The sequence below is a fragment of the Nocardia sp. FBN12 genome, assembly GCF_050320175.1.
Lineage (GTDB): Bacteria > Actinomycetota > Actinomycetes > Mycobacteriales > Mycobacteriaceae > Nocardia.
Genome location: NZ_CP190048.1, coordinates 3,937,734 through 3,961,226, shown reverse-complemented (window position 1 = coordinate 3,961,226; position 23,493 = coordinate 3,937,734). Strand labels below are relative to the sequence as shown.

Genomic DNA, 23,493 nt, shown 5'->3' with positions numbered 1-23,493 from the left:
ACGGCGCGCCCACTCGGTGCCGGTGCGCCAATTACACTGCCTGACTGTGCTCGATAAACCCGCTGCGACGATGCAGTATCCGGTGAAGCAGCGGGCGTTCGGCCTGGCCATTCTCGTGCTGAGCGGTCTGCAGTTCATGGTGGTGCTCGACGGCACCGTCGTGATCTTCGCCCTGCCGCGCCTGCAGCAGGACATGGGGCTGTCCAGTTCGGGCAGCGCCTGGACGGTGACCGCCTACGGCCTCACTTTCGCGGGGTTGATGCTGCTCGGCGGCAGGCTCGGCGACGCGTTCGGCCGCAAACGCATGCTGATCTGGGGCGTCGGCCTGTTCACCGCGGCCTCGCTGGCGTGTGGTCTGGCCACCGGCGAGGCGATGTTGCTGATCTCGCGCGCCTTCCAGGGCGCGGGCGCCGCGATCGCGGCACCGACCGCGTTCGCGCTGGTCGCGACGACATTCGCACCGGGACCGGCCCGAAATCAGGCGATCGCGATCGTCGGCTCGATGGCAGGCATCGGTTCGGTCGGTGGTCTCATCGTCGGCGGTGCGCTGACCGAGGTCGGGTGGCGCTGGATCTTCCTGATCAACGTTCCGATCGGCGCGCTCATCGTGCTCGGCGCGATCTACAAGCTCACCGACACCGAACACCACCGCACTCCGCTCGACATCAAGGGCGCGATCCTGGGCACCCTGGCCTGCGCGACGATCGTGTTCGGCGCCACCGAGGGGCCGGCCATGGGCTGGACGAGCCCGCTGATCCTCGGATCGCTGATCGGCGGTTTCGTGCTGCTGGTGGTCTTCGTCCTCGCCGAGCGACGCGAATCCGATCCGCTGCTGCCGTGGTCGCTGTTCGACAGCCGTGACCGGGTCGCCACTTTCGTCCTGATCTTCCTGGCCGGTGCGGTGCTCGGCGCGATGACGTTCTTCGTCGCCCAACTACTGCAGAACGTGCTCGGCTACAGCCCGCTGTGGGCCGGTATCGCCTCGATCCCGTTCACCATCGGCATCGGCGTCGGCGGTGCGGTGGCGTCCAAGGCCGCGCTGGTGATCGCGCCGCGCTGGTTGCTGGCCACCGCGGGGGTGGTGCTCGCCGTCGGCCTGCTGTTCGGGTCGACGCTGGACCGGCACGTGCAGTACCTGCCGACACTGTTGGCGCTGCTGCTGGTGATCGGCTTCGGCGTCGGGATGGCGATCGTGCTCGCGCCACTCTGCGTGCTGGTCGGGGTTCCGCCGTCGAACATCGGCCCGCTCTCGGCGGTGGGCCAGATGTTCCTGAGCTTGGCGACACCGATCGCAATCGGCCTGCTCAGCCCGATCGCGGCGTCACGCACGCTGTCCCTCGGGGGCAGCGACGCCCCCAGCGCGAACAGGACACCCGCCCAGATCGATGCTCTCAACAGCGGCTACACCCTGGTGCTGTTCATCTGCGCGATCATCGCCGCTGCCGCCGCCCTGGTCGCGCTGACCGTGCGCTACACCCCGCAGCAGCTGGCGCAGGCACAGCACGCGCAAGAAGAGGCCCAGCGGAGCTGAGGCTCCGCCGGGCCCGCGTCTCAGAGACGTCCGGTGACCTTGGTCGGCGTGACGCGGACGACGACCCGTTCCGCGTCGTCCACCGATGCCGGGTTGAACTCCCGGTACGGCTTGCCGGTGTACTTGAGTGACATCTCGTCGGGCAGCGCCCGTTCGGGATCCGGTGTGGTGGTGGCGGTTCCGCGCACCTCGGCGTAGAGGAACGGCCGCTCCGGCGGATTCACCATCACGGTGATCCGCGGATCACGCACCAGGTTCTTGGCCTGCTGTCGTGCGACGGTGGTGGAGAACACCAGGTCATCGCCCTCGCGCTTGATCCAGACCACGGTCAGATGCGGATGCCCGTTCGGCCCGACGGTGGCGACGGTCGCGTAGACCTTCTCCTCGTCGAGATAGGTTTTCAGCTCATCGGAAAGCACGGCGGTATCGGTCACGCTCCGGTGGAACGCTGAACGCGGCGAGCGCATTCCGCCCGCCGCGTGTCGCCTCAGACGGTGTGCGCGTCGGCGACGGTGAGTGCCTGGTCGAGGATGGCCAGTCCTTCCTTGGCCTCGGCCTCGGTGATCACGCACGGCGGAACCACATGCAGGCGGTTGAAATTGACGAACGGCAGCAGCCCGCCTGTGCGGCAGGCGGCGACCAGTTCGTTCATCGCGGGGCTGGTGCCGCCGTACGGGGCGAGTGGTTCGCGGGTGGCCCGGTCGCGAACCAGCTCGATCGCCCAGAACACGCCGAGCCCACGCACTTCACCGATACTCGGATGCCGTTGCGCCAGTTCACGAAGGCCGGGTCCGATGACCTTCGCGCCGATGTCCGCGGCGTTCTCGACGATCCGCTCCTCGGCCATCGCGTTCATCGTCGCGACGGCGGCGGCGGTGGCGAGCGGATGGCCGGAGTAGGTGAGTCCGCCGGGATACGGGCGGTGGTCGAAGGTCGCCGCGATGGCCGCGTTGATCGCCACCCCGCCGAGCGGGACATAACCGGAGTTCACGCCCTTGGCGAAGGTGATCAGATCGGGCACGACATCGAAATTGTCGATGGCGAACCACTTTCCGGTCCGGCCGAAGCCGGCCATCACCTCATCGGCGATGAACACGATGCCGTGCTTGTCGCAGAGTGCGCGGACCCCACGCATGTACTCGGTGGTCGGCACCATGATGCCCGCGGTGCCCGGCACCGACTCCAGGACGATCGCGGCGATGGTGGCCGGTCCCTCCATCTCGATGGTGCGCTCGAGGTGCGCCAGCGCGCGTTCGGTTTCCTGCGCCTCGTCGGTGGCGTGGAACTCCGAGCGGTACAGGAACGGGCCGAAGAAATGCACGGTGCCGGTATTGCCGTGGTCGTTGGGCCAGCGGCGCGGGTCGCCGGTGAGATTCACCGCGGTCTCGGTGCCGCCGTGATAGGACCGGTAGCGCGAGAGCACCTTGTAGCGGCCGGTGTGCAGTCGCGCCATCCGGACCGCGTGCTCGACAGCGTCGGCGCCGCCGTTGGTGAAGAAGATCTTGTCGAGGTCGCCCGGCGTACGTTCGCTGATCAGACGGGCCGCCTCCGAGCGGGCATCGTTGACGAACGACGGTGCGACAGTGCAGAGTTCGGCCGCCTGCCGCTGGATCGCGGCGACCACCTTCGGATGCTGGTGGCCGATATTGGTGTTCACCATCATCGAGGAGAAGTCGAGCAGGCGGTTGCCCTCGCCGTCCCACACATAACAGCCCTCGGCGGCGGTGAGCACCGTCGGCGTGAGAGTCGCTTGGGCGGACCAGGAATGGAAGACATGGCGGCGATCGAGCTCGTAGGCGCGAGCGGCTTCATCGGAAAGCGTCATGGCTGGGTCTCCTGAATTCACTTGTTCTGCGGGAAGCCGAGTTCCAGCCCGCCGTGGCTGGGGTCGAGCCAGCGACTGGTGACCGCTTTGGTGCGGGTGAAGAAGTGCACTCCGTCGGTGCCGTGCGCGTGCGAGTCGCCGAACAGGGAGTTCTTCCAGCCACCGAAGCTGAAGTAGGCCATCGGAACCGGGATCGGGACGTTGATGCCGACCATACCCACCTCCACCTCGTGCTGGAATCGACGTCCCGCGCCGCCGTCGTTGGTGAAGATGGCGGTGCCGTTGCCGTAGCGGTTCGCGTTGATCAGCGCCACCGCCTCCTCGTAGGTGCCGACCCGCACCACCGACAGCACGGGACCGAAGATCTCGTCGGTGTAGACGCTCATGGTGGGGGTGACGCCGTCGAGAATCGTCGGCCCGAGCCAGAATCCGTCCGGTGCGCCGTCGACGGTGAGGTCGCGGCCGTCGAGAACCACCCGGGCACCGGCGGTTTCGCCCGCATCGATGTACTCGGCCACCCGGTCGCGGTGCGCGCGGGTGATCAGCGGGCCCATCTCGGCGCCGCTGGCGCCGTCACCGGTGACGATGCTCGCGGCCCGCGCACTGATCTTGGCGACCAGGTCGTCGGCCACCCCGCCCACGGCGACGACCACGCTGATCGCCATGCACCGCTCACCCGCCGACCCGAAACCGGCGTTCACGGCGGCGTCGGCGGCCAGGTCCAGATCGGCGTCGGGCAGCACTACCATGTGGTTCTTCGCGCCGCCGAGTGCCTGCACCCGCTTACCCGCCACGGTGCCGCGCTGGTAGACGTACTTGGCGATCGGGGTCGAGCCGACGAACGACACCGCCTTGATTTCGGGGTTGTCCAGGAGTTCGTCGACGGCGACCTTGTCACCCTGCACGACATTGAATACGCCGTCGGGCAGCCCGGCCTCCTGCCACAGCCTCGCCAGCCACAGCGCCGCCGACGGATCCTTCTCGCTCGGCTTGAGCACCACGGTATTGCCCGCGCCGATGGCCAGGGGGAAGAACCACATCGGCACCATGGCGGGGAAATTGAAGGGCGAGATGATCGCGACCGGGCCAAGCGGCTGACGGATCGAATAGATATCCACCTCGGTCGAGGCGTTCTCGGTGAACCCGCCCTTGAGCAGATGCGGGATGCCACAGGCGAATTCGACGACCTCGAGACCGCGGGTCACCTCGCCGAGCGCGTCGGCGGCCACCTTGCCGTGTTCGGCGGTGATCACTGCGGCGAGTTCGGTCTTGCGCTCGGAAAGGAGCTCGCGGAAGCGGAACAGCACCTGGGTGCGCCGGGTGAGCGAGGTGTCACGCCAGGATGCGAAGGCCATCGTCGCGGCGTCGATCGCGGCGCGGGTATCGGCCACATTCGCCAGCGCCAGTTCCCCGGTGACGACGCCGGTGGCGGGATTGGTCACCGGCGCGGTGGTCTCGCTGGTGCCGCTGACCGATTTGCCGTCGATCCAATGGCCGATGGACTGCATGAATGCCTCGTTTCGCCGGGGTGTGGTGCTTCCACCCTGGCCTATCCAGAGCCTCTGCTCGGCCGACGATCTGTATGGGATTCCGGGTTTCATATTACGATTCGTAGGTGCTGTTGACTGTGGCCGATGTGCTCGCGACGCCGGTGGTGCAGGCCGGGCAACCGGAGGTCATCTGTGCCGCGAACCTCGATCGGCCGGTGCGCTGGGTCCACGTCAGCGACCAGGCCGCGGTCGCCGGCCTCCTCATGGGATCGGAGCTGATCCTGACCACCGGCCAAGCGCTGGCCGCGCCGGAGCAAGCCAGGATCACCTACCTGCGATCACTGGCCGACGCCGGTGTCGCCGGTCTGGTCGTCGAACTCGGCAGCTACGTGAGTGAGCTCGGTCCTGTCGTCGCCGCCACCGCCGCCGAACTCGGCCTCCCGGTGATCGCGCTGCACCGGGTGACCCGCTTCGTGGAGATCACCGAGGCGGTGCACCGCGCCATCGTCGCCGACCAGTACGCCGAGCTCGAATTCGCGCGCACCGTGCACGAGACCTTCACCGAGCTGAGTGTGCGCCGGGCCGCGCTGGCCGAGATCGTGCAGACGGCCGCGAGCATGCTCGACGCCTCGGTGGTGCTGGAGGACCTGGCCCACCGGGTGTTGGCCGCCACCGCACGGCACACGAGTTCGGCTGCGCTGCTGGACAACTGGGAATCGATCTCCCGGATGCTGCCCGCCGGGCCCGGTGTGGTCGCGGTCGGCCCGCACACCCAGCGCTGGGGCAGGCTGATCCTGCGCTCGGAGCAGGTGCAGACCCCCCGCGCCACCATGGTCCTCGAACGCGCCGCGCAGACGCTCACCCTGCACCGCATGATCGACAAGGACCGCTTCGGGCTGCACCGGCAGGCTCAGACCGGGCTCATCGACGATCTGGTCGAAGGACGCGTCACCGACGAACGCGATGCTCAGGCCCGTGCGTCCGCGCTCGGGTTGACCCGGCGGGCCCGCTATGTGCCGACGGCCGTCGAGATCGCGGTGACAGCCGAGCCGGATCCGGTTGCCCGGCAGCGGCGCAGTGCCGCCCTGCTCGAGGCGGTGACCCACGGTCTGGGGCTCACCGGCGTGTCGGCGCTGAGTGCCATCGAGCACCGGGCGACCGGGCGGCGCAGTGAGCCGTTCACGGTGGATTCGCCCGGCGCCGACCGGCCCGTGATCGCCGAACGGAGTGACGCTGCGACTGCCGCGCGGGGTAGCGGTGCGCCTGGTGTTCGGGGTGAGCCCGGGCCTGCCGCGCGGGATGGCGGTGTGCGTGGTGGTCTCGAGACGGGCGTGCGGGGTGGAGCTGCGGGGAATCCGGGGGCAGGTGGCGTCGAGCGGGTCGCGATGATCGTCGCGGTCTCGCAGGGTGGTGCCGTCGAGGAGACGCTGACGGCGGTGTGCGCGGCTGTGCTCACCGAGGTGCGCCGGGTGGACGGGGTCGAGCGGGCGGTCGTCGGCGTCGGCGCGGACTCGACGTCGCTGCTCGACACCTCAGGTCAGCTCGCACACGCGGCGGCGGTGGCCGCGGTGGCGCTCTCGATGCGCGGTGCGACCACGCGAATCTTCTTCCGCAGCGCTGATATTCGGCTGCGCGGCCTGCTCTCGCTGATCCGCGACGAGCCCGGCGTGCAGAGTTTCGCCGAGACCGAGCTCAGCGCGCTGTTGCGCTACGACATCCGACACGGCGCCGACCTCACCGGCACGCTGCGCCGTTTCCTCGACCTGGCGGGCAACAAGACCGAGCTGGCCAAGGCGCTCAACATCAGCAGGCCGACCCTCTACGACCGGCTCGCCCGGATCGAACGAATTCTCGCCGTCGACCTCGACGACGGCGAATCCCGCACCTCCCTGCACACCGCCCTGCTGGTTCGCGAGCTCACGGCTGGGGGCGACAAACTGTAAGTGGCGCACCCACTTCGGCTGCTCGGTGTGATGGCACTGCCATGGTCGACGTCGATCCCGCGGCGGACTCGCTCGCGGCGGGTCAGCGGGCGAGAACTCCGCTCGCTTCGATCGCGGTGACGATCAGGTCGGCGACGCCACGCTGCCCGGCGAGGGTGGGGTGATAGGGGAGCAGGGTCTGATCGGCCAGGACGGGGTCGAACCAGCGGACCGACGGGTCGGCGCACATCCCGAACTCGCGCGAGGCGGTGACGGTATCGATGTATACCGCGCCGTGGTCGGCGGCAGCTCGGGCGACGACGGTGTTGAGGCGTTCGAACTTGGACTGGATGTAGGCGGCGTCGGCGGGGAGCAGGCCGAGCATGGCCGGGCAGCTGGTGTTGGTGAGGTAGGTCGGCCAGCCGTCGACGAAGATGGTGGCATTCGGTGCGAGCCGGGTGATCTCGGCCAGTGCGGCGGCGTAGGCGGGTGCGATCGCGTCTATCTTGTTGTCCCACTCCGGATCCGCCTCGGCGGCACACCCTCCGCTGACCGCCCCCGCATGGCAGTGGCCGAGGATGTACTCGGTCATGTCGGCATCGTTGGCGCCCATGTGCAGCGTGACGATCTGGGTGGCGGGACCGAGCGCGTCGAACTGCGGGGCGATACCCGCGCCCTGTGCGTTGTACAGATCGGGAATCTTCGCCGAGCTGCACGTCCGGTCGTCCAGCGCCAGTCCGAGCTTCTCGGCGACCAGCTTGGGCGCATTGGACGTGGAACGCACGCACCGCAGCGGAGCGGCGACGTCGAGATCGACCGCACCCGTCGTTGCCGCGCCGGAATCACCGAGCGCGACATAGGTGGCCCCGGGTCCGGCCTGCGCGGTGGCGGGCACGAGCATCGAAAACATCAGTGCCACAGCGCCACTGAGCAGCAAGCTCTTCATCGAACATCCTGACTGTCGTAGTTCAGTCTTTGCGGCCGGTGAGAGCCAGTGACGCGCCGAGCCCGATCATCACCAGGCCACCGGTACCGCCGACGGCGGCGAGCCGACGCGGTGACCGCGCGAACCAGGACCGTGCCGATCCTGCCACGAGCGCCCACAGCGAGTCGAAGATCAGCCCGAACACCGGGATGCAGAGCCCGAGGATCAGCATCTGTTGTGGCACAGAACCACGCGCGGTGTCCACGAACTGCGGCAGTAGCGCCGCCAGGAAGACGATCGTTTTCGGGTTCGCGGCCCCGACCACGAAACCGTCCCGCAACGCCGCCGCCGGACTGTGCGAACTCACGTCCTGTTCGGCATGAAATGCCGTCTGCAGCGCGCCACGATGCCGAAACGCCTGCACACCCAGGTAGACCAGATAGGCGGCGCCGACAAGCTTGATCGCCGTGAACACCGCCGCCGACGCGGCCACCACCGCACCCAACCCGAAGGCCACGGCGACAACCTGCCCGTACACCCCGACCGAATTGCCGAGCACAGTCAGCAGTGCCGCCCGCCGCCCCACGGTGAGCGCGCGCCCGATGGTGAACAAGACACTGGGCCCGGGCACGATGACCAGCAGAAACGCCAAACCCGCGAACGAAACCAGATGGGCCGAGGAAACCATCGCCCCACGCTATCTGGCGCGCCCCGAGCGCGCCACGCCAGATGTTCGCGACCGGCCTCCGGCGGGCGCCGGGCTCCCTCTCGAGTACTACTGAGGAACTCTCCCACGGAGTGATGTGGTTCGGCTCGGCTCGTTCGTAGTCTCGCCCTACTGCACGACCGGCGAGAGGATTTCGATGGCCATCCCCACCGAGCGGAAAGCACCGCTGCGGCGATTGCGGCTGCCGGTCCTGCTCGTCGGTACCGCCGCCTTGCTGATCATCGCCCGGGGACTGGACGCGCTCGTTTCGGGCGTGCCGGTGCTGCGTTTCTCGATCGGGCTCGGCGCGGCCATCGGGGCGATCTTCGCCTACACGTGGCTTTCCCGGCAGGTGGAGAACCGGGTGGAGGTCACGGAGTTGGCCGCCGCTGGGCGGTGGAGCGGGCTCGGGCGCGGCGCACTTCTCGGCGCGGGGGCCTTCCTCGCGACGATGCTGCTCGCGGCCCTGTGCACCGACATCGACGTCACCAGTGGCTCGTTCGGGGCTTGCCTGGGCGTGGCGGGCTCGATGGCCTCGGTGGCCGTCACCGAGGAACTGCTGTTCCGCGGTGTCGTGCACCGCATTCTGGAGGAACGAACCGGCAGCATCGTCGCGATCGCGGTCTCGTCACTGATCTTCGGTCTGATCCACTTGCTCAACCCCGGCGCCACGCTGTGGGGCTCCTTGACCATCGCGGTCGAAGGCGGCGCGCTGCTGGCCATCGCCTACACCGTCACACGGTCGCTGTGGCTGCCGATAGGCCTGCATTTCGCCTGGAACTTCACCGAGTCCGGCGTATTCGGCACTGCGGTGTCCGGCGCTGACGTCGAACCCGGCCTGCTGCGCACCGTCCTTTCCGGGCCGGACCTGCTGACCGGTGCGACGTTCGGGCCGGAGGCGAGCCTGTTCGCGCTGCTGTGCTGTCTGGTCCCGGCGGTGTGGCTCCTGCGCGATGCGAAGCTCGTCGCCCGGCGACCCCGAGCCGCCCGATAGGACTGTTCGGGGTGGATGACAGTAAGGATCGGGGGTTGTGGGTGCCGGTGCCGACGACGAAACTTGTTGTATGAGTGCGTCACAGAACCTGATGGACCGGTGGATCGCGTTGGCAGGCGTCGAGGCCGAACAAATCGGGGCCGGTGTGGTGGGGCGCTACAACGAACCGCACCGGCGCTACCACACCGGTACCCACCTGGCGGTGATGCTCGCGGCCATCGACGAATTGGCCGATGCCGCAGCCGATATCGATGCCGTGCGGTACGCGGCGTTCTTCCACGATGCGATCTACGCCGTCGCACGCGCCGACAACGAGGAGCGCAGCGCCGATCTGGGCCGCGACATTCTCGAATCGCTCGGTGCCGCACCGGCGTTGGTCGAGGAAGTGGTGCGGCTGGTCGTGTTGACCCGTGGGCACAAACCGCAACCGGGCGATGCGAACGGCGCTGTCCTCTGTGATGCCGACCTGGTGGTGCTCGGCGGTACGCCCGAGGAATACGCCGCCTACACCACCGCGATCCGGGCTGAATACGCTCACGTGCCCGACGATCTGTTCCGGGCCGGTCGCGCCTCGGTACTGCGCAACCTGGCCGACCAGCCCCGCCTGTTCCGCACCGACCTCGCGCACGATCGCTACGAGGCCGTCGCCCGCGCCAACCTCGCTGCCGAACTCGCCGAACTCACCGCGGTGATCGGCTGATGCCCGGCTTCCGCCCGGCCCGACACTGACGGCTCGCGAGGTGTGGCTCAGAGGGCCCTGAGCATTTCCGCGGCCAACGGGGCCGACGAGGCGGGGTTCTGGCCGGTGTAGAGGTTGCGGTCCACCTCGATGTGGGGAGCCCACGGGTCGCCTTCGCGATAGTCCACGCCCAGGGATACCAGGCGGTCCTGGAGCAGCCACTTCGCCTTGTCGGCGAAGCCCGCCTGGGTCTCCTCGGCATTGCTGAAGGCGGTGAGGCGGTAGCCGGCGAAGGGGGAGATGCCCGCGTCGCCGGTGGCGAGGAGCGCGGCGGGGGCGTGGCAGACGATGCCGAGCGGCTTGCCGGAGGCGAGGGCGGCGCCGAGCAGGGCGCCGGAGACGGGGTCGACGGCGAGGTCCTGCATCGGGCCGTGTCCACCGGGGTAGAAGACGGCGTCGTAGTCGGCGAGGTCGACCTTGTCGAGCGGGATCGGGTTCTGCAGTTCTGTCGCGCCCGCGAGGAGTTCGGCCACCGCGGCCGCGCCTTCGGGGCCACCGTTGACCTCGGCGGCCAGGCTGCCGCGATCGACCGGCGCGATCACCCCCGCGGGGGTCGCCACGGTGACGGTGTGGCCCGCGCCGGTGAACGCCGCATAGGGCGCCGCGAACTCCTCGGCCCAGTACCCGGTGGGGTGCTCGGTGCCGTCCGCCAGAGTCCAGTGGTCGGCGCCGGTCAGGACGAACAGGATGTGTGCCATCGGATTCCTTCTCCATTCAACGGATCTCGGGGGTGAGCGTCGACGTCGGGTCGCATCGTCCACGCTAGGGTCGATGGCATCTCCTGACCAATAGACTCGCCTATATGAGACATAGGTCAGCCGATGGGTCGATGGATCTGGTGCAGTTGCGGACCTTCCTGGCCGTCTTCCGCACGGGTTCGCTCACGGCAGGCGCGGCCCAGGTCGGGCTGTCTCAGCCGACCGTGACCACGCAGATCCAGGCACTCGAACGGCACCTCGGCCGACCCCTGTTCGAACGGTTGCCCCGCGGGGTGACACCCACCGCGGCCGGACACGAACTCGCCGCGCGGGTGAGCGGGCCGCTCGACGCACTGGAAACGGTCGTCGCCGGTGCGTCGAGCGACCGCGCGTTGCCGCCCGAACCGCCGGTGCTCCTCGGCGGACCCGCGGAAATGCTCGCCGCCAAGGTGGTGCCTGCGCTCGCGCCGCTGGTCGCCGACGGCGTGCGGCTCACCGTCACGACCGGGCTCACCGACGATCTGCTCGCCCGATTACATTCGGGCGCACTGGATCTGGTGTTCGCCACCACTCGCCCGCGTGGGCGGACGGTGCTGGCCGAACCGCTCGTCGACGAGGAATTCCTGCTGGTGGCCGCCCCGTCGATCGCTGATCGCATCGACACCGTCGGGCTGCTCGCCGACGGCCCGATCGCGCTCGACGGCATCCCGCTGGTGAGCTACGCCCCCGACCTGCCGATTCTGCGGCGCTATTGGCGCCACGTATTCGGCACCCGTCTGGAAACCGAACCGGCCCTGATCGTCGGCGATCTGCGCGCGGTGCTCGCGGCAGTCACGGCAGGGGCGGGAATCAGTGTGCTTCCGCACTACCTGTGCGGGCGGGAGCTGGCCGACGGCACCTTGGTCACCCTCCTCGACCCCGCGGATCCGCCGATCAACACCGGCTTCCTGGCTCGGCGGGTCGGTGCGCCGTCGCGACCGCACGTCGACCTGGTGCGCGCGAGGCTGGTGGTGGCGGCTCAGGGGTGGCGCGCGGGTTGCGGCGCCTGACAAGCAAGCAGTTACTTGCGCTTGACAGGCAATCACGCACTTGCCTATGGTCTCGAGGGGAGACAGAGAGGGCGCAGCGTGACCGACATTTTCACCGCACTGGCGGATTCGACACGACGCGCACTTCTCGACGAACTGGCCGATCGCGACGGGCAGACCCTGTTCGAACTGTGCGCCAGACTCGTGAGCAAGCACGACATCAGCTCGTCACGCCAGGCGATCACCCAGCACCTGGGCGTGCTCGAGGAATCCGGTCTCGTCCACACCCGCAGACAAGGTCGATACAAGTTCCATCACGCCGATTTCGCGCCCCTACGGGCTGTTTCGACGCGATGGCCCATCCCCAAGGAGGATTCATGATCCGCATCGGAGTGACCAGCGTCTTCGTCGACGACCAGGCCAAGGCCGAGGCCTTCTACACCGACGTGCTCGGCTTCCAGGTCAAAGACAAGGTCCCCGTCGGTGAATTCGACTGGCTCACCCTCGTCTCACCCGCCGACGTCGACGGCATCCAGCTGCTGCTCGAGCCCGACCAGCACCCCGCGGCCAAGGCCTACAAAACGGCACTGAGCGCCGAAGGTATCCCCGTCATCGTCTTCACCGTCGACGACCTCGATGCCGAGTACGCCCGCCTCGTCGAACGCGGCGTCTTCTTCACCCAGGCACCCGCGCCGATGGGCCCGGTCAGCACCGCGGTCTTCGACGACACCTGCGGCAACCTCATCCAGCTGATGGCTACCGTTACCGAGTGATGATCAGCAGTTCGGTGGGGGAGGCGATTTCGGCCCGCAGGCCCGCTGTCGTCGCGACTCGTGCCACGGCACGGATGTCGGTGGGGTCGGCGCGGGTGAGGACAAGGGCGCGGGCCAGCAGTCCCTTGTGATGTTTGTTGAAGTGGCTGACGACGGTGCGTGAACCGTCGGGATGTTCGGTGAGGACGTTGGCGGTGATGGCGCCAGGGACGCGGCCGAGTTGCTGGTAGGTGCCCGAGCGCAGGTCGATGACGAGCTCGCCCCCAGCTTCGGCGTAGAGGGCGTCGGGCAGCACATCGCGCCAGACGGCAGACAGGGTCGCCAGCCCTGGGAGTTTGGTGCCGCCGGAGAGGCGGTAGGCGGGGATGGGGTCGGCGGCGCGGACGGCGCCGAACAGGGCCGAGCCGATACCGAGGCGCGCGTAGGCCTTGGCTCGCTGCACCTTGGTGAACGACTTCGCGTCGAGCGCGTCGTAGAGCACGCCGGTGTAGCGCTCCAAGGCGGGGCGCGTCGCCGAGGTGCGCAGGCTCGCGTTGCGGGCGACCTCGGCATCGGCGCCCTTGCCCAAGCCGAGCACGGCCGCCGACTGCGCGGGGTCGGCCGCCAGCTGCACCACCTCGGTGATCAACTTGTCGCGGACCGGGCTGAGCTGCGGCATCGCGAGATCGTCGAGGTTCAGCGGCGCGCCCGATCCGCCGTCGGATTTGGTTTCGGAGGGAGGTAGCAGCACCAGCACGATCGTCAACGGTAATCGTGCTGGAACTACCACCCCGCCCCGCCCTGCCGCGGACCGTGTCAGCGGCAGGGCCCAGCGCTCACCCCGCCGCAGGCCGAGCCGTTGCTGTCAGCGGCCCCGTCTCGCCGAGTTCAGCGCACCGCTTCCAGGAACTTGCGTGTGCGCTCGTTGGTCGGTGCTTCGAAGATCTGCTCCGGCGGACCCTGTTCGATGATGCGACCGGAGTCGAACATCAGCACCCGATCGGACACCTCGCGCGCGAAACGCATCTCGTGCGTGACGATCAGCATGGTGATGTCGGTGGTCTCGGCGATGGTGCGCAACACGTCGAGAACGTCGCCGACGAGTTCCGGGTCCAACGCCGAGGTCACCTCGTCCAGGAGCATCACCTTCGGATCCATCGCGCAACAGCGCGCGATCGCCACCCGTTGCTGCTGGCCGCCCGACAGTTGCGAGGGATGCGCATTCGCTTTGTCCGACAGGCCGACCACCTCGAGCAGATGCCGAGCACGTTCGCGCGCTTCGTCTTTCGACTTGCCGAGCACGTGGATCGGCGCCTCGGTGATGTTCTCCATCACTGTCATGTTCGGGAACAGGTTGAACTGCTGGAACACCATCCCGATCTTGGTCCGCACCGCGCGTAGGTGTTTCTCCTTGGCGGGCACCAGTTTTCCGTTGCGCTGGGTGTGGGTGAGCGGTTCACCGTCGACCCAGATCACGCCGTCGCTGATCGTCTCCAGCGTCATCAGCAGTCGCAGGATGGTGGTCTTGCCCGACCCGGATGGCCCGATCAGCGTCACCTTCTCACCGCGCTCGACGCTGAAATCGAGGTGGTCGAGCACGGTGAGGTCGCCGAAGCGTTTGACCACCTGATCGAATCGAATCATTTCGTCAGTAGTAGGCAAGTCGCTTCTCCAGTCTTCTGATCAGCACAGACGTCGGGTAGCTGGCGACGAGGAAGAACACGCCCGCCAGCGTGATCGACTCCAGGTAGGCGAAGTTGCGCGCCCCGAATTGCTGTGCGGCGGTCACCAATTCGACGACCGAGATGGCGAACAGGAACGGTGTGTCCTTGAACATCGAGACGGCGTTGGTGCCCAGCGCGGGCAGGCTCGCCCGGATCGCCTGCGGCAGCACCACCGCACCCCAGGTGCGCAGCGGCGGCAACGACAGCGCGCGCGCCGCCTCCCACTGCCCCGTCGGCACCGACTCGATCCCGGCGCGATACACCTCGGCCAGGTAACTCGAATAGTGGATGCCGAGCACCACGATGCCGATCTGCAGCGCCGAGAACTGCGTGAGCAGCGTGTAGGCGAACAGCAACTGCACAACCAGCGGGGTGAGCCGGATGAACTCGCTCACCGCGTGCACCGGCGCGGCGATCGCGCGCGGCGTCGTCCGCCGGATCACCGCGATCACCAGCCCGAGCACCGCGGCAAGCGCGAAGCCGAGCAGCGTCGCCAGCAGGGTGATCTGGAAGCCCTCCCACAGCACCGGCAGCGCCTCACGGGCGCGCTCCCAACTCCATTCGGCGGTCATGAGGCCACCTTCGTGTCGTCGGGCGCCAGGCTGAGGACGTCCTTGAGCGACGCCCCGCGGCCGAGCTTGGTCTTCGCGCGGGTTTCCAGGAGGTTCATGCCCAGGGTGAGTACATAGCCGAGGACGAAGTAGATGACCAGGCCGACACCGAAGGAGAACAGCGTGTCGCTGGTGGTCTTGCGCAGGTCACCGATCTCGTAGGTCAGGTCGTGCAGGGTGATGTAGGACGCCACCGCGGTGCCTTTGAGCAGGTGGACCAGCAGATTGGTCAACGAGGGCAGCATCAGCGCCCAGGCCTGCGGAAACAGCACTCGGCGCATCCGCTGCCACGGACTGAAGTTCAGCGCCACCGCCGCCTCGAACTGCGCGCGCGGCACCGCGTTGAGCGCGCCACGCACCACCTCGGCACCGTAGGCGCCGTAATTCAGCCCGAGCGCGAGGATGCCGCAGAACAGCGGGTCGAGCTTGTAGCCGAGCAGCGGCAAGACATAGAACAGCCAGAAGATCTGCACCAGAAGTGAAGTGCCACGGAAGAACTCGATCATGACCCGGGCACTGCCGCGCGCCACGAGATTGCGCACGCGGGCGGTGGTGCCGAGGGCGAGGGCGAGGACGAACGCGAGTAACGCGCCGCCGATGGTCAGCTCCAGCGTGACCGCGATGCCCTGCCACAACGAAGGCAAGGCATCGCGGACCGCGTCGAAATTGCTCATGCGTGGATCAGATTTCGCCCTTGCACAGCTCGTCCGTCGTGTACTTCGGATCGGGCAGCTCGCGCTCGGTGAATCCGAACTTGCCGACGATCGACAGGTACTTGTCCTTGTCGCCGGTGATCTTGGCCAGCTCGGCGTTATAGGCGGCCAGCAGATCGGGATCGCTGGTGCGGAACACCGTGCCACCCGCGCCGACCTGCGGCTTGCCGTCGATGACGGCGACGAACGACGGCGTCACGTCGACCGCGGCGTTGGGGGTGTGGCTCTTGAGCCAGTTCAGCGAGATCGCGGTGAGCGCGAACACGTCGGCGCGCCCGGAGGTGACCGCGTCCATCCCGTCCTGTGGGGTGCCCACCTGGGTGGCGTCGATACCGAGCGAGCTGGCGTAGTCGGATTCGATGGCACCGGTCATCGAGGCCATCTTCGCGCCGCTCGACTTGATCGACTGCATATCCGTCAAATTCATCGGATTACCCGGTTTGACCATCAGCGCGGTGGTGTACATGAATTCCGGTTCGCTGAAAGAGGCCTGTTCACAGCGTTTCGGCAAGATCGACATTCCGGCGCTGACCGCGTCGAATCGATTGGCCTGCAGGCCGGGGATCAGCGCGCCGAACTCGGTCTGCACGCCGTCGACGGTCTTGATGCCGAGATTGGCGAAGATCTCCTTGTGCAGGGCCACGGTGGCACCGGTGAGCTGGCCGCCTTCTTCGAACGAGTAGGGCGCCTCACCGGCGAAACCCACGGTGACGGTGCCCTTGTCCTTCAGCGACTGCAGCAGCTGGCCGCTCTCGGTGGTCTCGGTCTTGGTGCATCCGGCGAGGGCCGCGGCCACCATCGCGGCACCGGCGAACACTGCTGTACAGCGCTTCGACATAGATTTCGTCTCAGCCATTGTGACCTCTCGCAAGGGCAGCGTGTCCGCCGCCAATTTTCTGTTGTAAGTGAGTAATTGACCTATCGAGAAAATCTAGTCATCTCATAATTGTCAGGTGCGGTACGTTATCAGGTTGTTATCTGATGATTCAAACGGAATTGTAATGGGTAACCTGATAGGCGCGTTTCTGTTCTGGCCGGTTCTCGGGCGCCCGATCGCGCCCAGGTGGTAATCGGCTGTCGCCGTGCCCGGACCAGGGACTACCCTGTGCATCCGTGATCACCCGCCTCTCCCGCCTGTTCCTGCGCACCCTGCGAGACGATCCCGCCGACGCCGAGGTGCCAAGCCACAAACTGCTCGTTCGCGCCGGCTACGTCCGCCGCGTCGCCCCGGGCGTGTACTCGTGGTTGCCGCTCGGACTGCGCACGCTGCGCAAGGTCTCCGACGTGGTGCGCCAGGAGATGGACGCCACCGGCGCCCAGGAGATCGCCCTGCCCGCGCTGCTGCCGCGCGAGCCCTACGAGACCACCAACCGGTGGACCGAATACGGCGACAGCCTGTTCCGGCTCAAGGACCGCAAGGGTGGCGACTACCTGCTCGGGCCCACCCATGAGGAGCTGTTCGCGCTCACCGTGAAGGGTGAGTACAACTCCTACAAGGATCTGCCCGTCACGCTCTACCAGATCCAGACCAAGTACCGCGACGAGGAACGCCCCCGCGCGGGCATCCTGCGCGGCCGCGAGTTCGTGATGAAGGATTCCTATTCCTTCGACATCGACGACGACGGTCTCACCAACAGCTACGCCACCCACCGCAAGGCCTACCAGACGATCTTCGCCCGGCTCGGCGTCGAGTACGTGATCGTGGCCGCCACCTCCGGTGCCATGGGCGGCAGTGCGTCCGAGGAATTCCTCGCCGTCAGCCCCGTCGGTGAGGACACCTACGTGGCCTGCGCCGAGTCCGGGTACGCGGCCAACGTGGAAGCCGTGGTCACGCCCGCGCCCGCGCCGCTGCCCATCGAGGGCCAGGCCGCCGCGGTCGAGTACGACACCCCGAACACCCCCACCATCGCGACGCTGGTCGACTGGGCCAACTCCGCGGACGTGCTGGGCCGCACGGTGACCGCCGCCGACACGTTGAAGAACGTGATGGTGAAGCTGCGCCACCCGGACGGCAAGACCGAGATCCTCGGCATCGGTGTACCCGGTGACCGCGAGGTCGACGACAAGCGCCTCGGTGCCGCCGTCGAACCCGCCGAGGTGGAACTGCTCACCGAGGCCGACTTCGCCGCCAATTCGTTCCTGGTGAAGGGCTACATCGGCCCGAAGGGTCTGCAGGCCAACGGCGTTCGCTATCTCGTCGACCCCCGCGTCGTCGAGGGCACCGCCTGGATCACCGGCGCCGACGTTCAGGGCAAGCACGTGGTCGGGCTCGTCGCCGGGCGCGACTTCACCCCCGACGGCACCATCGAGGCCGCCGAGGTCCGCGACGGCGATCCCTCGCCCGACGGCGCGGGCCCGCTGGTGTCCGCCCGCGGCATCGAGATCGGCCACATCTTCCAGCTCGGCCGCAAGTACACCGACGCCTTCGACGTCGACGTCCTCGGCGAGAACGGCAAGCCCGTCCGCCTCACCATGGGCTCCTACGGCATCGGCGTCTCCCGCATGGTCGCGGTCATCGCCGAACAGCAGCACGACGAGAAGGGCCTGCGCTGGCCCGCCGAAGTGGCTCCCTTCGACGTGCACGTGGTGATCGCCAACAAGGACGCCGCCGCCCGCGACGGCGCCGAACACGTCGTCGCCGGTCTGGACGCCGAGGGCCTCGATGTCCTCTTCGACGACCGCACCGCGTCCCCCGGCGTGAAGTTCAAGGACGCCGAATTGCTCGGCATGCCGTGGATTCTCGTCATCGGCCGTGGCTGGTCCGAGGGCAAGGTGGAGCTGCGCAACCGCTTCACCGGCGAAGCCGAGGAGATCCCGGCCGAAGACGCCGTCAGCGCGGTCACCGCCAAGATCCGCGGCTGAGTTCGTACTACGAATCGCGCTGTCCCACTCGAGGTGGGGCAGCGCGATTGCTGTGTCCGGCCGCGGTCGGCGCGACGACGGTGTTCGCCGGTGAACCTACGGTTACGTAGGAGAAAGTGCAGGTAGAGGGATCGGCGCTGGGTGGGGCGAGTCGGTGGCGCTGATAAGTTAGCGGGCATGACGAGTTCGCCCAGCCTGCTGTTCAACCCGGCCACCTACGACCCGCAGCACTTCGACGCCGAGACGCGGCGGCTGCTGAAGGCCACCATCGAGTGGTTCGAGTCCAAGGGCAAGGCGCAGCTGCTGGCCGAGGATCGCGACGCGGTGTGGACCTCGGAGTTCCTCGAGTTCGTCGGTAAGGAAAAGCTGTTCGCGACGTTCTTGACCCCGGCCGCCTACGCCGACGGTGACCCGAACAAGCGCTGGGACGCGGCGCGCAACGCGGCGCTGGCGGAGATCTTCGGGTTCTACGGACTCGCGTACTGGTACGCCGAGCAGGTCACCATCCTGGGCCTCGGCCCGATCTGGCAGAGCGACAACGAGATCGCCAAGCGCAAGGCCGCCGCCGACCTCGACGACGGTCAGGTGATGGCGTTCGCGCTGTCCGAGCGTGACCACGGCGCCGATATCTACAACACCGACCTGGTGCTCACCCCGAGCGAGCCGGGCAGCGCCGACGCCGAGGCCGGCATCCTGTTCCGCGCCAACGGGGAGAAGTACTACATCGGCAACGGCAACGTCGCCTCGATGGTGTCGGTGTTCTCCCGGCGCGGTGACGTCGAGGGCCCGGAGGGCTACATCTGGTTCGCCGCCGACAGCCGTCACGACGACTACCACCTGGTCGAGAGCGTCATCCACGGGCAGATGTACGTCAGCCACTTCCGGCTGGAGAACTACCCGGTGACCGCCGCCGACGTGCTGCACGAAGGGCCGGAAGGCTTCTCGGCCGCGCTCAACACCGTCAACGTGGGCAAGTTCAATCTCTGCCACGGCAGCATCGGCATGGTGGAGCACTCGTTCTTCGAGGCGATCACCCACGCCAACAACCGCATCCTCTACGGCAACCCGGTCACGGACTTCGGTCACGTGCGCGGCAACTTCGTCGACGCCTACGCGCGGTTGATCGCGATGAAGCTGTTCAGTGATCGCGCCGTCGACTACTTCCGCAGCGCCTCGCTCGAGGACCGTCGCTACCTGCTGTTCAACCCGATGACCAAGTCCAAGGTCACCTCCGAGGGCGAGGTCGCGATGACCCTGCTGCTGGATGTGCTGGCGGCCAAGGGTTTCGAGAAGGCCACTTACTTCGCGCAGGCCTCGCGCTACATCAACCACCTGCCGCGCCTCGAGGGCACCGTGCACGTGAACGTGGGCCAGATCCTGAAGTTCATGCCGAACTACCTGCTCAACCCCGCCGAGTACCCGGAGATCGGCACCGACCTCGCGCCGGGCGACCAGGAGTTCTTCTGGAAGCAGGGTCCCGCCCGCGGTGCGGGCAAGGTGCAGTTCGCCGACTGGACCCCGGCCTACGAGCGGGCCACCGAGGTGCCCAACGTGGCGCGCTTCTACGAGCAGGCCCAGGCGCTGCGTACCCTGCTGCTCACCGCCGCGCCCGATGCCGCCCAGCAGAAGGACCTGGACTTCATGCTGACCATCGGCCACCTGTTCTCCACGGTGGTCTACGGCCAGCTGATCCTCGAGCAGGCCGAGCTCACCGGGCTCGACCGCGATGTGCTCGACCAGATCTTCGACTTCCAGATCCGCGACTTCAACACCCAGGCCTCGGCGCTGCTCGGCAAGCCGTCGGTCACCGAGGCGCAGCGTGCGTGGGCGATCGGTGCACTGCGCAGCCCGGTCGCCGACAAGGAACGCTTCGATCGGGTGTGGCAGCAGGTGGAGGCCTACGACGGCGCGTACGCGATGCGTCCGTAGCTGGGTGTCGCCTGCGTAGTCGGGCAAACCGCCGTCGCTCCGGTCGGAAAACTGGAGCGACGGGGTAGGCACGATCACGCCGGAGGCGTGGATGTTCGACGACGGCTGCGGCTACGCCCGGCCCGGGAAGGCCACGGTCCACGGGCCGGTGCCCAGGATCGATTGCCAGCGGGCCCGGCGGAGGGCGGCTTCGGTGAGCGCCTCCGTCGCGACGGCGCGTACCGATTCGTCGGTGGCGTTCTCGACGACGGCGTACCACTCCGCGGCACAATCGGATTCGACGCTCACCGCGAGGTGCGCGGCCGGGATCGGGTCGTCGACGGGCGCGGGTGGGTTGTACGCCGCGGCAGGCGGTTCGGGTGCGGTGCCACCGGTTTCGAGCAACTCGATCGTGGCGTCGCGGCGTGCTCGATGCGCGGCGCTGAACTCGGCGACCAGGCGGGCCCGGTCGGCGTTGGCGTACGCGGCGATCAGGCCGTAGGAGTAGACGGCGGCATACTCGGCATCGAGCGCGTTCTGCAAGGACTTGCGTTGGTCGGTCATGTCAGCAGAACTCCTGCCTCGGTGGCGCAGGCCGCACTGATCGACGCGAGAAGCCCTGCGCGATAACCGGATTCGGTGCGAGCCAGCGCGGCGGCGGACTGTTGGGAGCGCACCAGCTGATCCCGCAGCTGGGCCACAGTAGCCGGCTGCGCGGCGGCGGTCTCGACCTCCGTGGCGGGTACCGGAGAACCGTCGGGTCCGGGGACGGTCAGCGCGCCGGTGCGATGCACGGGGGTGGTGCCGTCGCCGTAAACGCCGATCACCCGGTCGATCTCGGTGCGTAGCGCGTCGGCGTGCGCGGTGCGCTCGGCGGCGATCGTGCTCAACGCGGCGTTCGATTGGGGCGCCATGGCGATGGCGGCCGTCGCGGCGGCGGCATCGGCGCGGGCCAGAACTTCTTGTGCGGCAAGGGGATCCGGCGCGTGCACGGTATCGTCCTCGGCGCAGGCGGTCAGGGTGGCTACCGCCGGAATGCCGATCGCGCTCGCGCCGGCGAGTCGGAGCAGAGTACGGCGGCGCCAGGTCGGCTGGGTGGACGCGATGGCAGGCTCGACCCGCAGCGGAAGGGGTTCGTGCCGGTCGGAGCGCATGCCGGAAGGTCGCCCGGCGTTCGGCGGGGCGGTATGGCGGTGGGGCACGTGCACCATCGTGCCAGATCCCGCGCGGGTAGTTCGCGCGCGTGGTGACACGCGTCTGGCACGCCGAGCTGGACCGGTGCGTGGTGCTCAGCGCCTGGTCCTTTACACTCTCTGAGCGCGTTACGCTAGACCTTCGGCGTAGATATTTCCGATCGCGTCACAACTGAACCAGGAGCTGCCCATATGCCGATGCCCACCGAGGAAAGGGTGAGCCAGCTAGTCGCTGAGCTCGTCGCACGCCGGGGATTCGACCTCGAGGGCGTCGCGATCGCCGCCGCGGGCAATGGCGAGCTGGCTCCGGTCCGGGTGAAGGTCACCGTCGACAGCGACGGCCCCGCCGATCTGGACGCCATCGCCGCGCTCAGCCGTGAGATGTCCGAACTTCTCGATGCCGCAGGCGATTTCGGTGAAGCCGCCTACCTGCTCGAAGTGACGACACCCGGCGTGGAGCGCCCGCTCACCACCGAACGGCACTGGCGGCGCGCACAGGGCCGCAAGGTCCGCGTCAAGCTGGCCGACGGTGCCGAGCGGATCGAGGGCAAGGCCCGTTTCGACGCGCGCGTCGGCCGCCTCGCCGACGACGCCGCCACCGAGAACCCCGCCATCGCGCTCGTGATCGGCGGCAAGGTCAAGCCCCATCGCGTTCATGTTCCGCTCACCGATATCGCCGAGGCTGTCGTCCAGGTCGAGTTCAACGCACCGGGTGCGGCCGAACTCGAACTCGCGGGCGGCATCGCGCCGGGTCGCCCCGTACCGGGCGAAGAACCCGCCGACCTCGCCGCACCAGGACAACACAGTGACACTCCCACCGAAGGGGTTGCGGAATGAATATTGAAATCGAAGCCTTGCGGGCGATCGTCGCCGACAAAGGTATCTCGATCGAGACCGTGATCTCGGCGATCGAGTCGGCACTGCTCACCGCCTACCGGCACACCGACGGCCACGAGGCCAACGCGCGCATCGACATCAACCAGAAGACCGGTGTGGTGCGGGTGATGGCGCGCGAACTCGACGCCGACGGCAACGTGATCTCCGAATGGGACGACACCCCTGAGGGTTTCGGCCGCATCGCCGCGACAACCGCCCGTCAGGTGGTGCTGCAGCGGCTGCGTGACGCCGAGAACGAGAAGTCCTTCGGCGACTTCGCCACCCATGAGGGCGAGATCGTCGGTGGCGTGGTCCAGCGCGACGCCAGGGCCAACGCCCGCGGCATCGTGGTGGTCCGTATCGGTAGCGAGGCCAACGGCGCCGAGGGGCTGATCCCGCCCGCCGAACAGGTGCCGGGGGAGACCTACGAGCACGGCGATCGGATCAAATGCTACGTCTACGGCGTCTCGCGTGGCCCCCGTGGCCCGCAGATCCAGCTCTCGCGCACGCACCCGAACCTGGTGCGTCGGCTGTTCTCGCTCGAGGTGCCCGAGATCGCCGACGGGTCCGTCGAGATCGTCGCGGTGGCGCGCGAGTCGGGACACCGTTCCAAGATCGCCGTGCAGTCCACCGTGCAGGGCGTGAACGCCAAGGGCGCGTGCATCGGCCCGATGGGTCAGCGCGTGCGCAACGTGATGAGCGAACTGGCCGGCGAGAAGATCGATATCATCGACTACGACGAGGATCCGGCGACCTTTGTCGGCAACGCACTCTCGCCGTCGAAGGTGGTGTCGGTCACTGTCGTCGATCCGGACGCCAGGGCGGCCCGCGTGGTCGTGCCCGACTTCCAGCTCTCCCTCGCCATCGGCAAGGAGGGCCAGAATGCCCGCCTGGCGGCCCGTCTGACGGGCTGGCGGATCGATATCCGCAGCGACGCGGCTCCGATACCGGACGAGTCCGCCCGGCCGTAGCGCGCACCGTAGTTGATTCGAGAAC

The 23,493-nt window shown here is 67.9% G+C and carries 24 protein-coding genes; 11 read left to right on the top strand and 13 right to left on the bottom strand.

Annotated features, from left to right (window positions below; translation table 11 throughout):
* Positions 1 to 70 precede the first annotated feature (70 nt).
* The gene (locus ACQHI0_RS18960; protein ID WP_427909222.1) at positions 71 to 1,531 is read left to right on the top strand and encodes an MFS transporter; all 1,461 of its coding nucleotides are present in this window, start codon (positions 71 to 73) and stop codon (positions 1,529 to 1,531) included.
* 20 nt (positions 1,532 to 1,551) lie between these two features.
* Here ACQHI0_RS18960 and ACQHI0_RS18955 read toward each other — a convergent pair whose 3' ends face one another.
* From ACQHI0_RS18955 to ACQHI0_RS18945, 3 genes are read right to left on the bottom strand one after another with little or no spacing between them, the layout of a single operon-like run.
* The gene (locus tag ACQHI0_RS18955) at positions 1,552 to 1,965 is read right to left on the bottom strand and encodes a PPOX class F420-dependent oxidoreductase (protein WP_427903197.1); all 414 of its coding nucleotides are present in this window, start codon (positions 1,963 to 1,965) and stop codon (positions 1,552 to 1,554) included.
* Positions 1,966 to 2,018: 53 nt separating this feature from the next.
* Complete coding sequence (locus tag ACQHI0_RS18950) at positions 2,019 to 3,356, bottom strand: aspartate aminotransferase family protein (RefSeq protein WP_427903196.1); 1,338 nt, start codon at positions 3,354 to 3,356, stop codon at positions 2,019 to 2,021.
* 17 nt (positions 3,357 to 3,373) lie between these two features.
* A complete protein-coding gene (locus ACQHI0_RS18945) occupies positions 3,374 to 4,864 on the bottom strand; it encodes a CoA-acylating methylmalonate-semialdehyde dehydrogenase (protein WP_427903195.1) in 1,491 nt (496 codons plus the stop codon).
* A gap of 107 nt (positions 4,865 to 4,971) precedes the next feature.
* On the opposite strand from ACQHI0_RS18945, the gene ACQHI0_RS18940 reads away from it, so the two are divergent.
* Positions 4,972 to 6,789, top strand: coding sequence for a PucR family transcriptional regulator (locus ACQHI0_RS18940; protein WP_427903194.1), 1,818 nt, complete (start codon positions 4,972 to 4,974; stop codon positions 6,787 to 6,789).
* An 82-nt stretch (positions 6,790 to 6,871) separates the two neighbouring features.
* Here the strand turns inward: ACQHI0_RS18940 and ACQHI0_RS18935 are convergent, their stop codons facing one another.
* Together ACQHI0_RS18935 and ACQHI0_RS18930 are read right to left on the bottom strand one after the other, a co-directional pair.
* Positions 6,872 to 7,714: an SGNH/GDSL hydrolase family protein gene (locus tag ACQHI0_RS18935; protein ID WP_427903193.1), complete on the bottom strand. Its 843-nt coding sequence runs from the start codon at positions 7,712 to 7,714 to the stop codon at positions 6,872 to 6,874.
* 22 nt (positions 7,715 to 7,736) lie between these two features.
* A complete protein-coding gene (locus tag ACQHI0_RS18930; RefSeq protein ID WP_427903192.1) occupies positions 7,737 to 8,381 on the bottom strand; it encodes a LysE family translocator in 645 nt (214 codons plus the stop codon).
* 175 nt (positions 8,382 to 8,556) lie between these two features.
* On the opposite strand from ACQHI0_RS18930, the gene ACQHI0_RS18925 reads away from it, so the two are divergent.
* Together ACQHI0_RS18925 and ACQHI0_RS18920 are read left to right on the top strand one after the other, a co-directional pair.
* Positions 8,557 to 9,393 (top strand): CPBP family intramembrane glutamic endopeptidase, encoded by an 837-nt coding sequence (locus ACQHI0_RS18925; RefSeq protein WP_427903191.1) that lies wholly within the window; start codon positions 8,557 to 8,559, stop codon positions 9,391 to 9,393.
* A 70-nt stretch (positions 9,394 to 9,463) separates the two neighbouring features.
* On the top strand, positions 9,464 to 10,093 hold the full coding sequence (locus ACQHI0_RS18920; RefSeq protein WP_427903190.1) for an HD domain-containing protein: 630 nt from the start codon (positions 9,464 to 9,466) through the stop codon (positions 10,091 to 10,093).
* A 47-nt stretch (positions 10,094 to 10,140) separates the two neighbouring features.
* On the opposite strand, the gene ACQHI0_RS18915 is transcribed toward ACQHI0_RS18920, so the two are convergent.
* A complete protein-coding gene (locus ACQHI0_RS18915) occupies positions 10,141 to 10,830 on the bottom strand; it encodes a type 1 glutamine amidotransferase domain-containing protein (RefSeq protein WP_427903189.1) in 690 nt (229 codons plus the stop codon).
* Between the two features lie 104 nt (positions 10,831 to 10,934).
* On the opposite strand from ACQHI0_RS18915, the gene ACQHI0_RS18910 reads away from it, so the two are divergent.
* The 3 genes from ACQHI0_RS18910 to ACQHI0_RS18900 all read left to right on the top strand — a co-directional run bounded on the left by ACQHI0_RS18910 (position 10,935) and on the right by ACQHI0_RS18900 (position 12,631).
* Entirely contained in the window at positions 10,935 to 11,879 is a 945-nt protein-coding gene (locus tag ACQHI0_RS18910) for a LysR family transcriptional regulator (protein WP_427903188.1), read from the top strand.
* A 78-nt stretch (positions 11,880 to 11,957) separates the two neighbouring features.
* Positions 11,958 to 12,239 carry an ArsR/SmtB family transcription factor gene (locus ACQHI0_RS18905; protein WP_427903187.1) on the top strand — a complete coding sequence of 94 codons (282 nt, stop codon included), beginning with the start codon at positions 11,958 to 11,960 and terminating at the stop codon, positions 12,237 to 12,239.
* A complete protein-coding gene (locus tag ACQHI0_RS18900; RefSeq protein WP_427909221.1) occupies positions 12,239 to 12,631 on the top strand; it encodes a VOC family protein in 393 nt (130 codons plus the stop codon). The genes ACQHI0_RS18905 and ACQHI0_RS18900 overlap by 1 nt, the downstream gene beginning before the upstream one ends.
* Here ACQHI0_RS18900 and yaaA read toward each other — a convergent pair.
* The 5 genes from yaaA to ehuB form a co-directional block, all read right to left on the bottom strand.
* Positions 12,621 to 13,367: a peroxide stress protein YaaA gene (gene yaaA, locus ACQHI0_RS18895; protein WP_427909220.1), complete on the bottom strand. Its 747-nt coding sequence runs from the start codon at positions 13,365 to 13,367 to the stop codon at positions 12,621 to 12,623. The genes ACQHI0_RS18900 and yaaA overlap by 11 nt on opposite strands.
* 131 nt (positions 13,368 to 13,498) lie before the next feature.
* Positions 13,499 to 14,254: an ectoine/hydroxyectoine ABC transporter ATP-binding protein EhuA gene (ehuA, locus tag ACQHI0_RS18890; RefSeq protein ID WP_427903186.1), complete on the bottom strand. Its 756-nt coding sequence runs from the start codon at positions 14,252 to 14,254 to the stop codon at positions 13,499 to 13,501.
* Between the two features lie 4 nt (positions 14,255 to 14,258).
* Positions 14,259 to 14,906, bottom strand: coding sequence for an ectoine/hydroxyectoine ABC transporter permease subunit EhuD (ehuD, locus tag ACQHI0_RS18885; RefSeq protein WP_427903185.1), 648 nt, complete (start codon positions 14,904 to 14,906; stop codon positions 14,259 to 14,261).
* Positions 14,903 to 15,619: an ectoine/hydroxyectoine ABC transporter permease subunit EhuC gene (ehuC, locus tag ACQHI0_RS18880; RefSeq protein ID WP_427903184.1), complete on the bottom strand. Its 717-nt coding sequence runs from the start codon at positions 15,617 to 15,619 to the stop codon at positions 14,903 to 14,905. Before ehuC ends, ehuD begins: the two co-directional genes overlap by 4 nt.
* Before the next feature lie 7 nt (positions 15,620 to 15,626).
* Positions 15,627 to 16,514, bottom strand: coding sequence for an ectoine/hydroxyectoine ABC transporter substrate-binding protein EhuB (ehuB, locus tag ACQHI0_RS18875; protein ID WP_427903183.1), 888 nt, complete (start codon positions 16,512 to 16,514; stop codon positions 15,627 to 15,629).
* 257 nt (positions 16,515 to 16,771) lie between these two features.
* Between ehuB and ACQHI0_RS18870 the strand changes: the two genes are divergently transcribed.
* Positions 16,772 to 18,520, top strand: coding sequence for a proline--tRNA ligase (locus ACQHI0_RS18870; protein ID WP_427903182.1), 1,749 nt, complete (start codon positions 16,772 to 16,774; stop codon positions 18,518 to 18,520).
* 177 nt (positions 18,521 to 18,697) lie between these two features.
* Positions 18,698 to 20,449 (top strand): acyl-CoA dehydrogenase family protein, encoded by a 1,752-nt coding sequence (locus ACQHI0_RS18865; protein WP_427903181.1) that lies wholly within the window; start codon positions 18,698 to 18,700, stop codon positions 20,447 to 20,449.
* A gap of 111 nt (positions 20,450 to 20,560) precedes the next feature.
* Here the strand turns inward: ACQHI0_RS18865 and ACQHI0_RS18860 are convergent, their stop codons facing one another.
* Together ACQHI0_RS18860 and ACQHI0_RS18855 are read right to left on the bottom strand one after the other, a co-directional pair.
* Complete coding sequence (locus tag ACQHI0_RS18860; RefSeq protein WP_427903180.1) at positions 20,561 to 20,992, bottom strand: ferritin-like domain-containing protein; 432 nt, start codon at positions 20,990 to 20,992, stop codon at positions 20,561 to 20,563.
* Positions 20,989 to 21,630, bottom strand: coding sequence for a hypothetical protein (locus ACQHI0_RS18855; protein ID WP_427903179.1), 642 nt, complete (start codon positions 21,628 to 21,630; stop codon positions 20,989 to 20,991). The genes ACQHI0_RS18860 and ACQHI0_RS18855 overlap by 4 nt, the downstream gene beginning before the upstream one ends.
* Positions 21,631 to 21,813: 183 nt before the next feature.
* On the opposite strand from ACQHI0_RS18855, the gene rimP reads away from it, so the two are divergent.
* Positions 21,814 to 22,458, top strand: a complete 645-nt coding sequence (gene rimP, locus ACQHI0_RS18850) for a ribosome maturation factor RimP (protein WP_427903178.1) — start codon at positions 21,814 to 21,816, stop codon at positions 22,456 to 22,458.
* Positions 22,455 to 23,468, top strand: a complete 1,014-nt coding sequence (gene nusA / locus ACQHI0_RS18845; protein WP_427903177.1) for a transcription termination factor NusA — start codon at positions 22,455 to 22,457, stop codon at positions 23,466 to 23,468. The genes rimP and nusA overlap by 4 nt, the downstream gene beginning before the upstream one ends.
* Positions 23,469 to 23,493 lie beyond the last annotated feature (25 nt).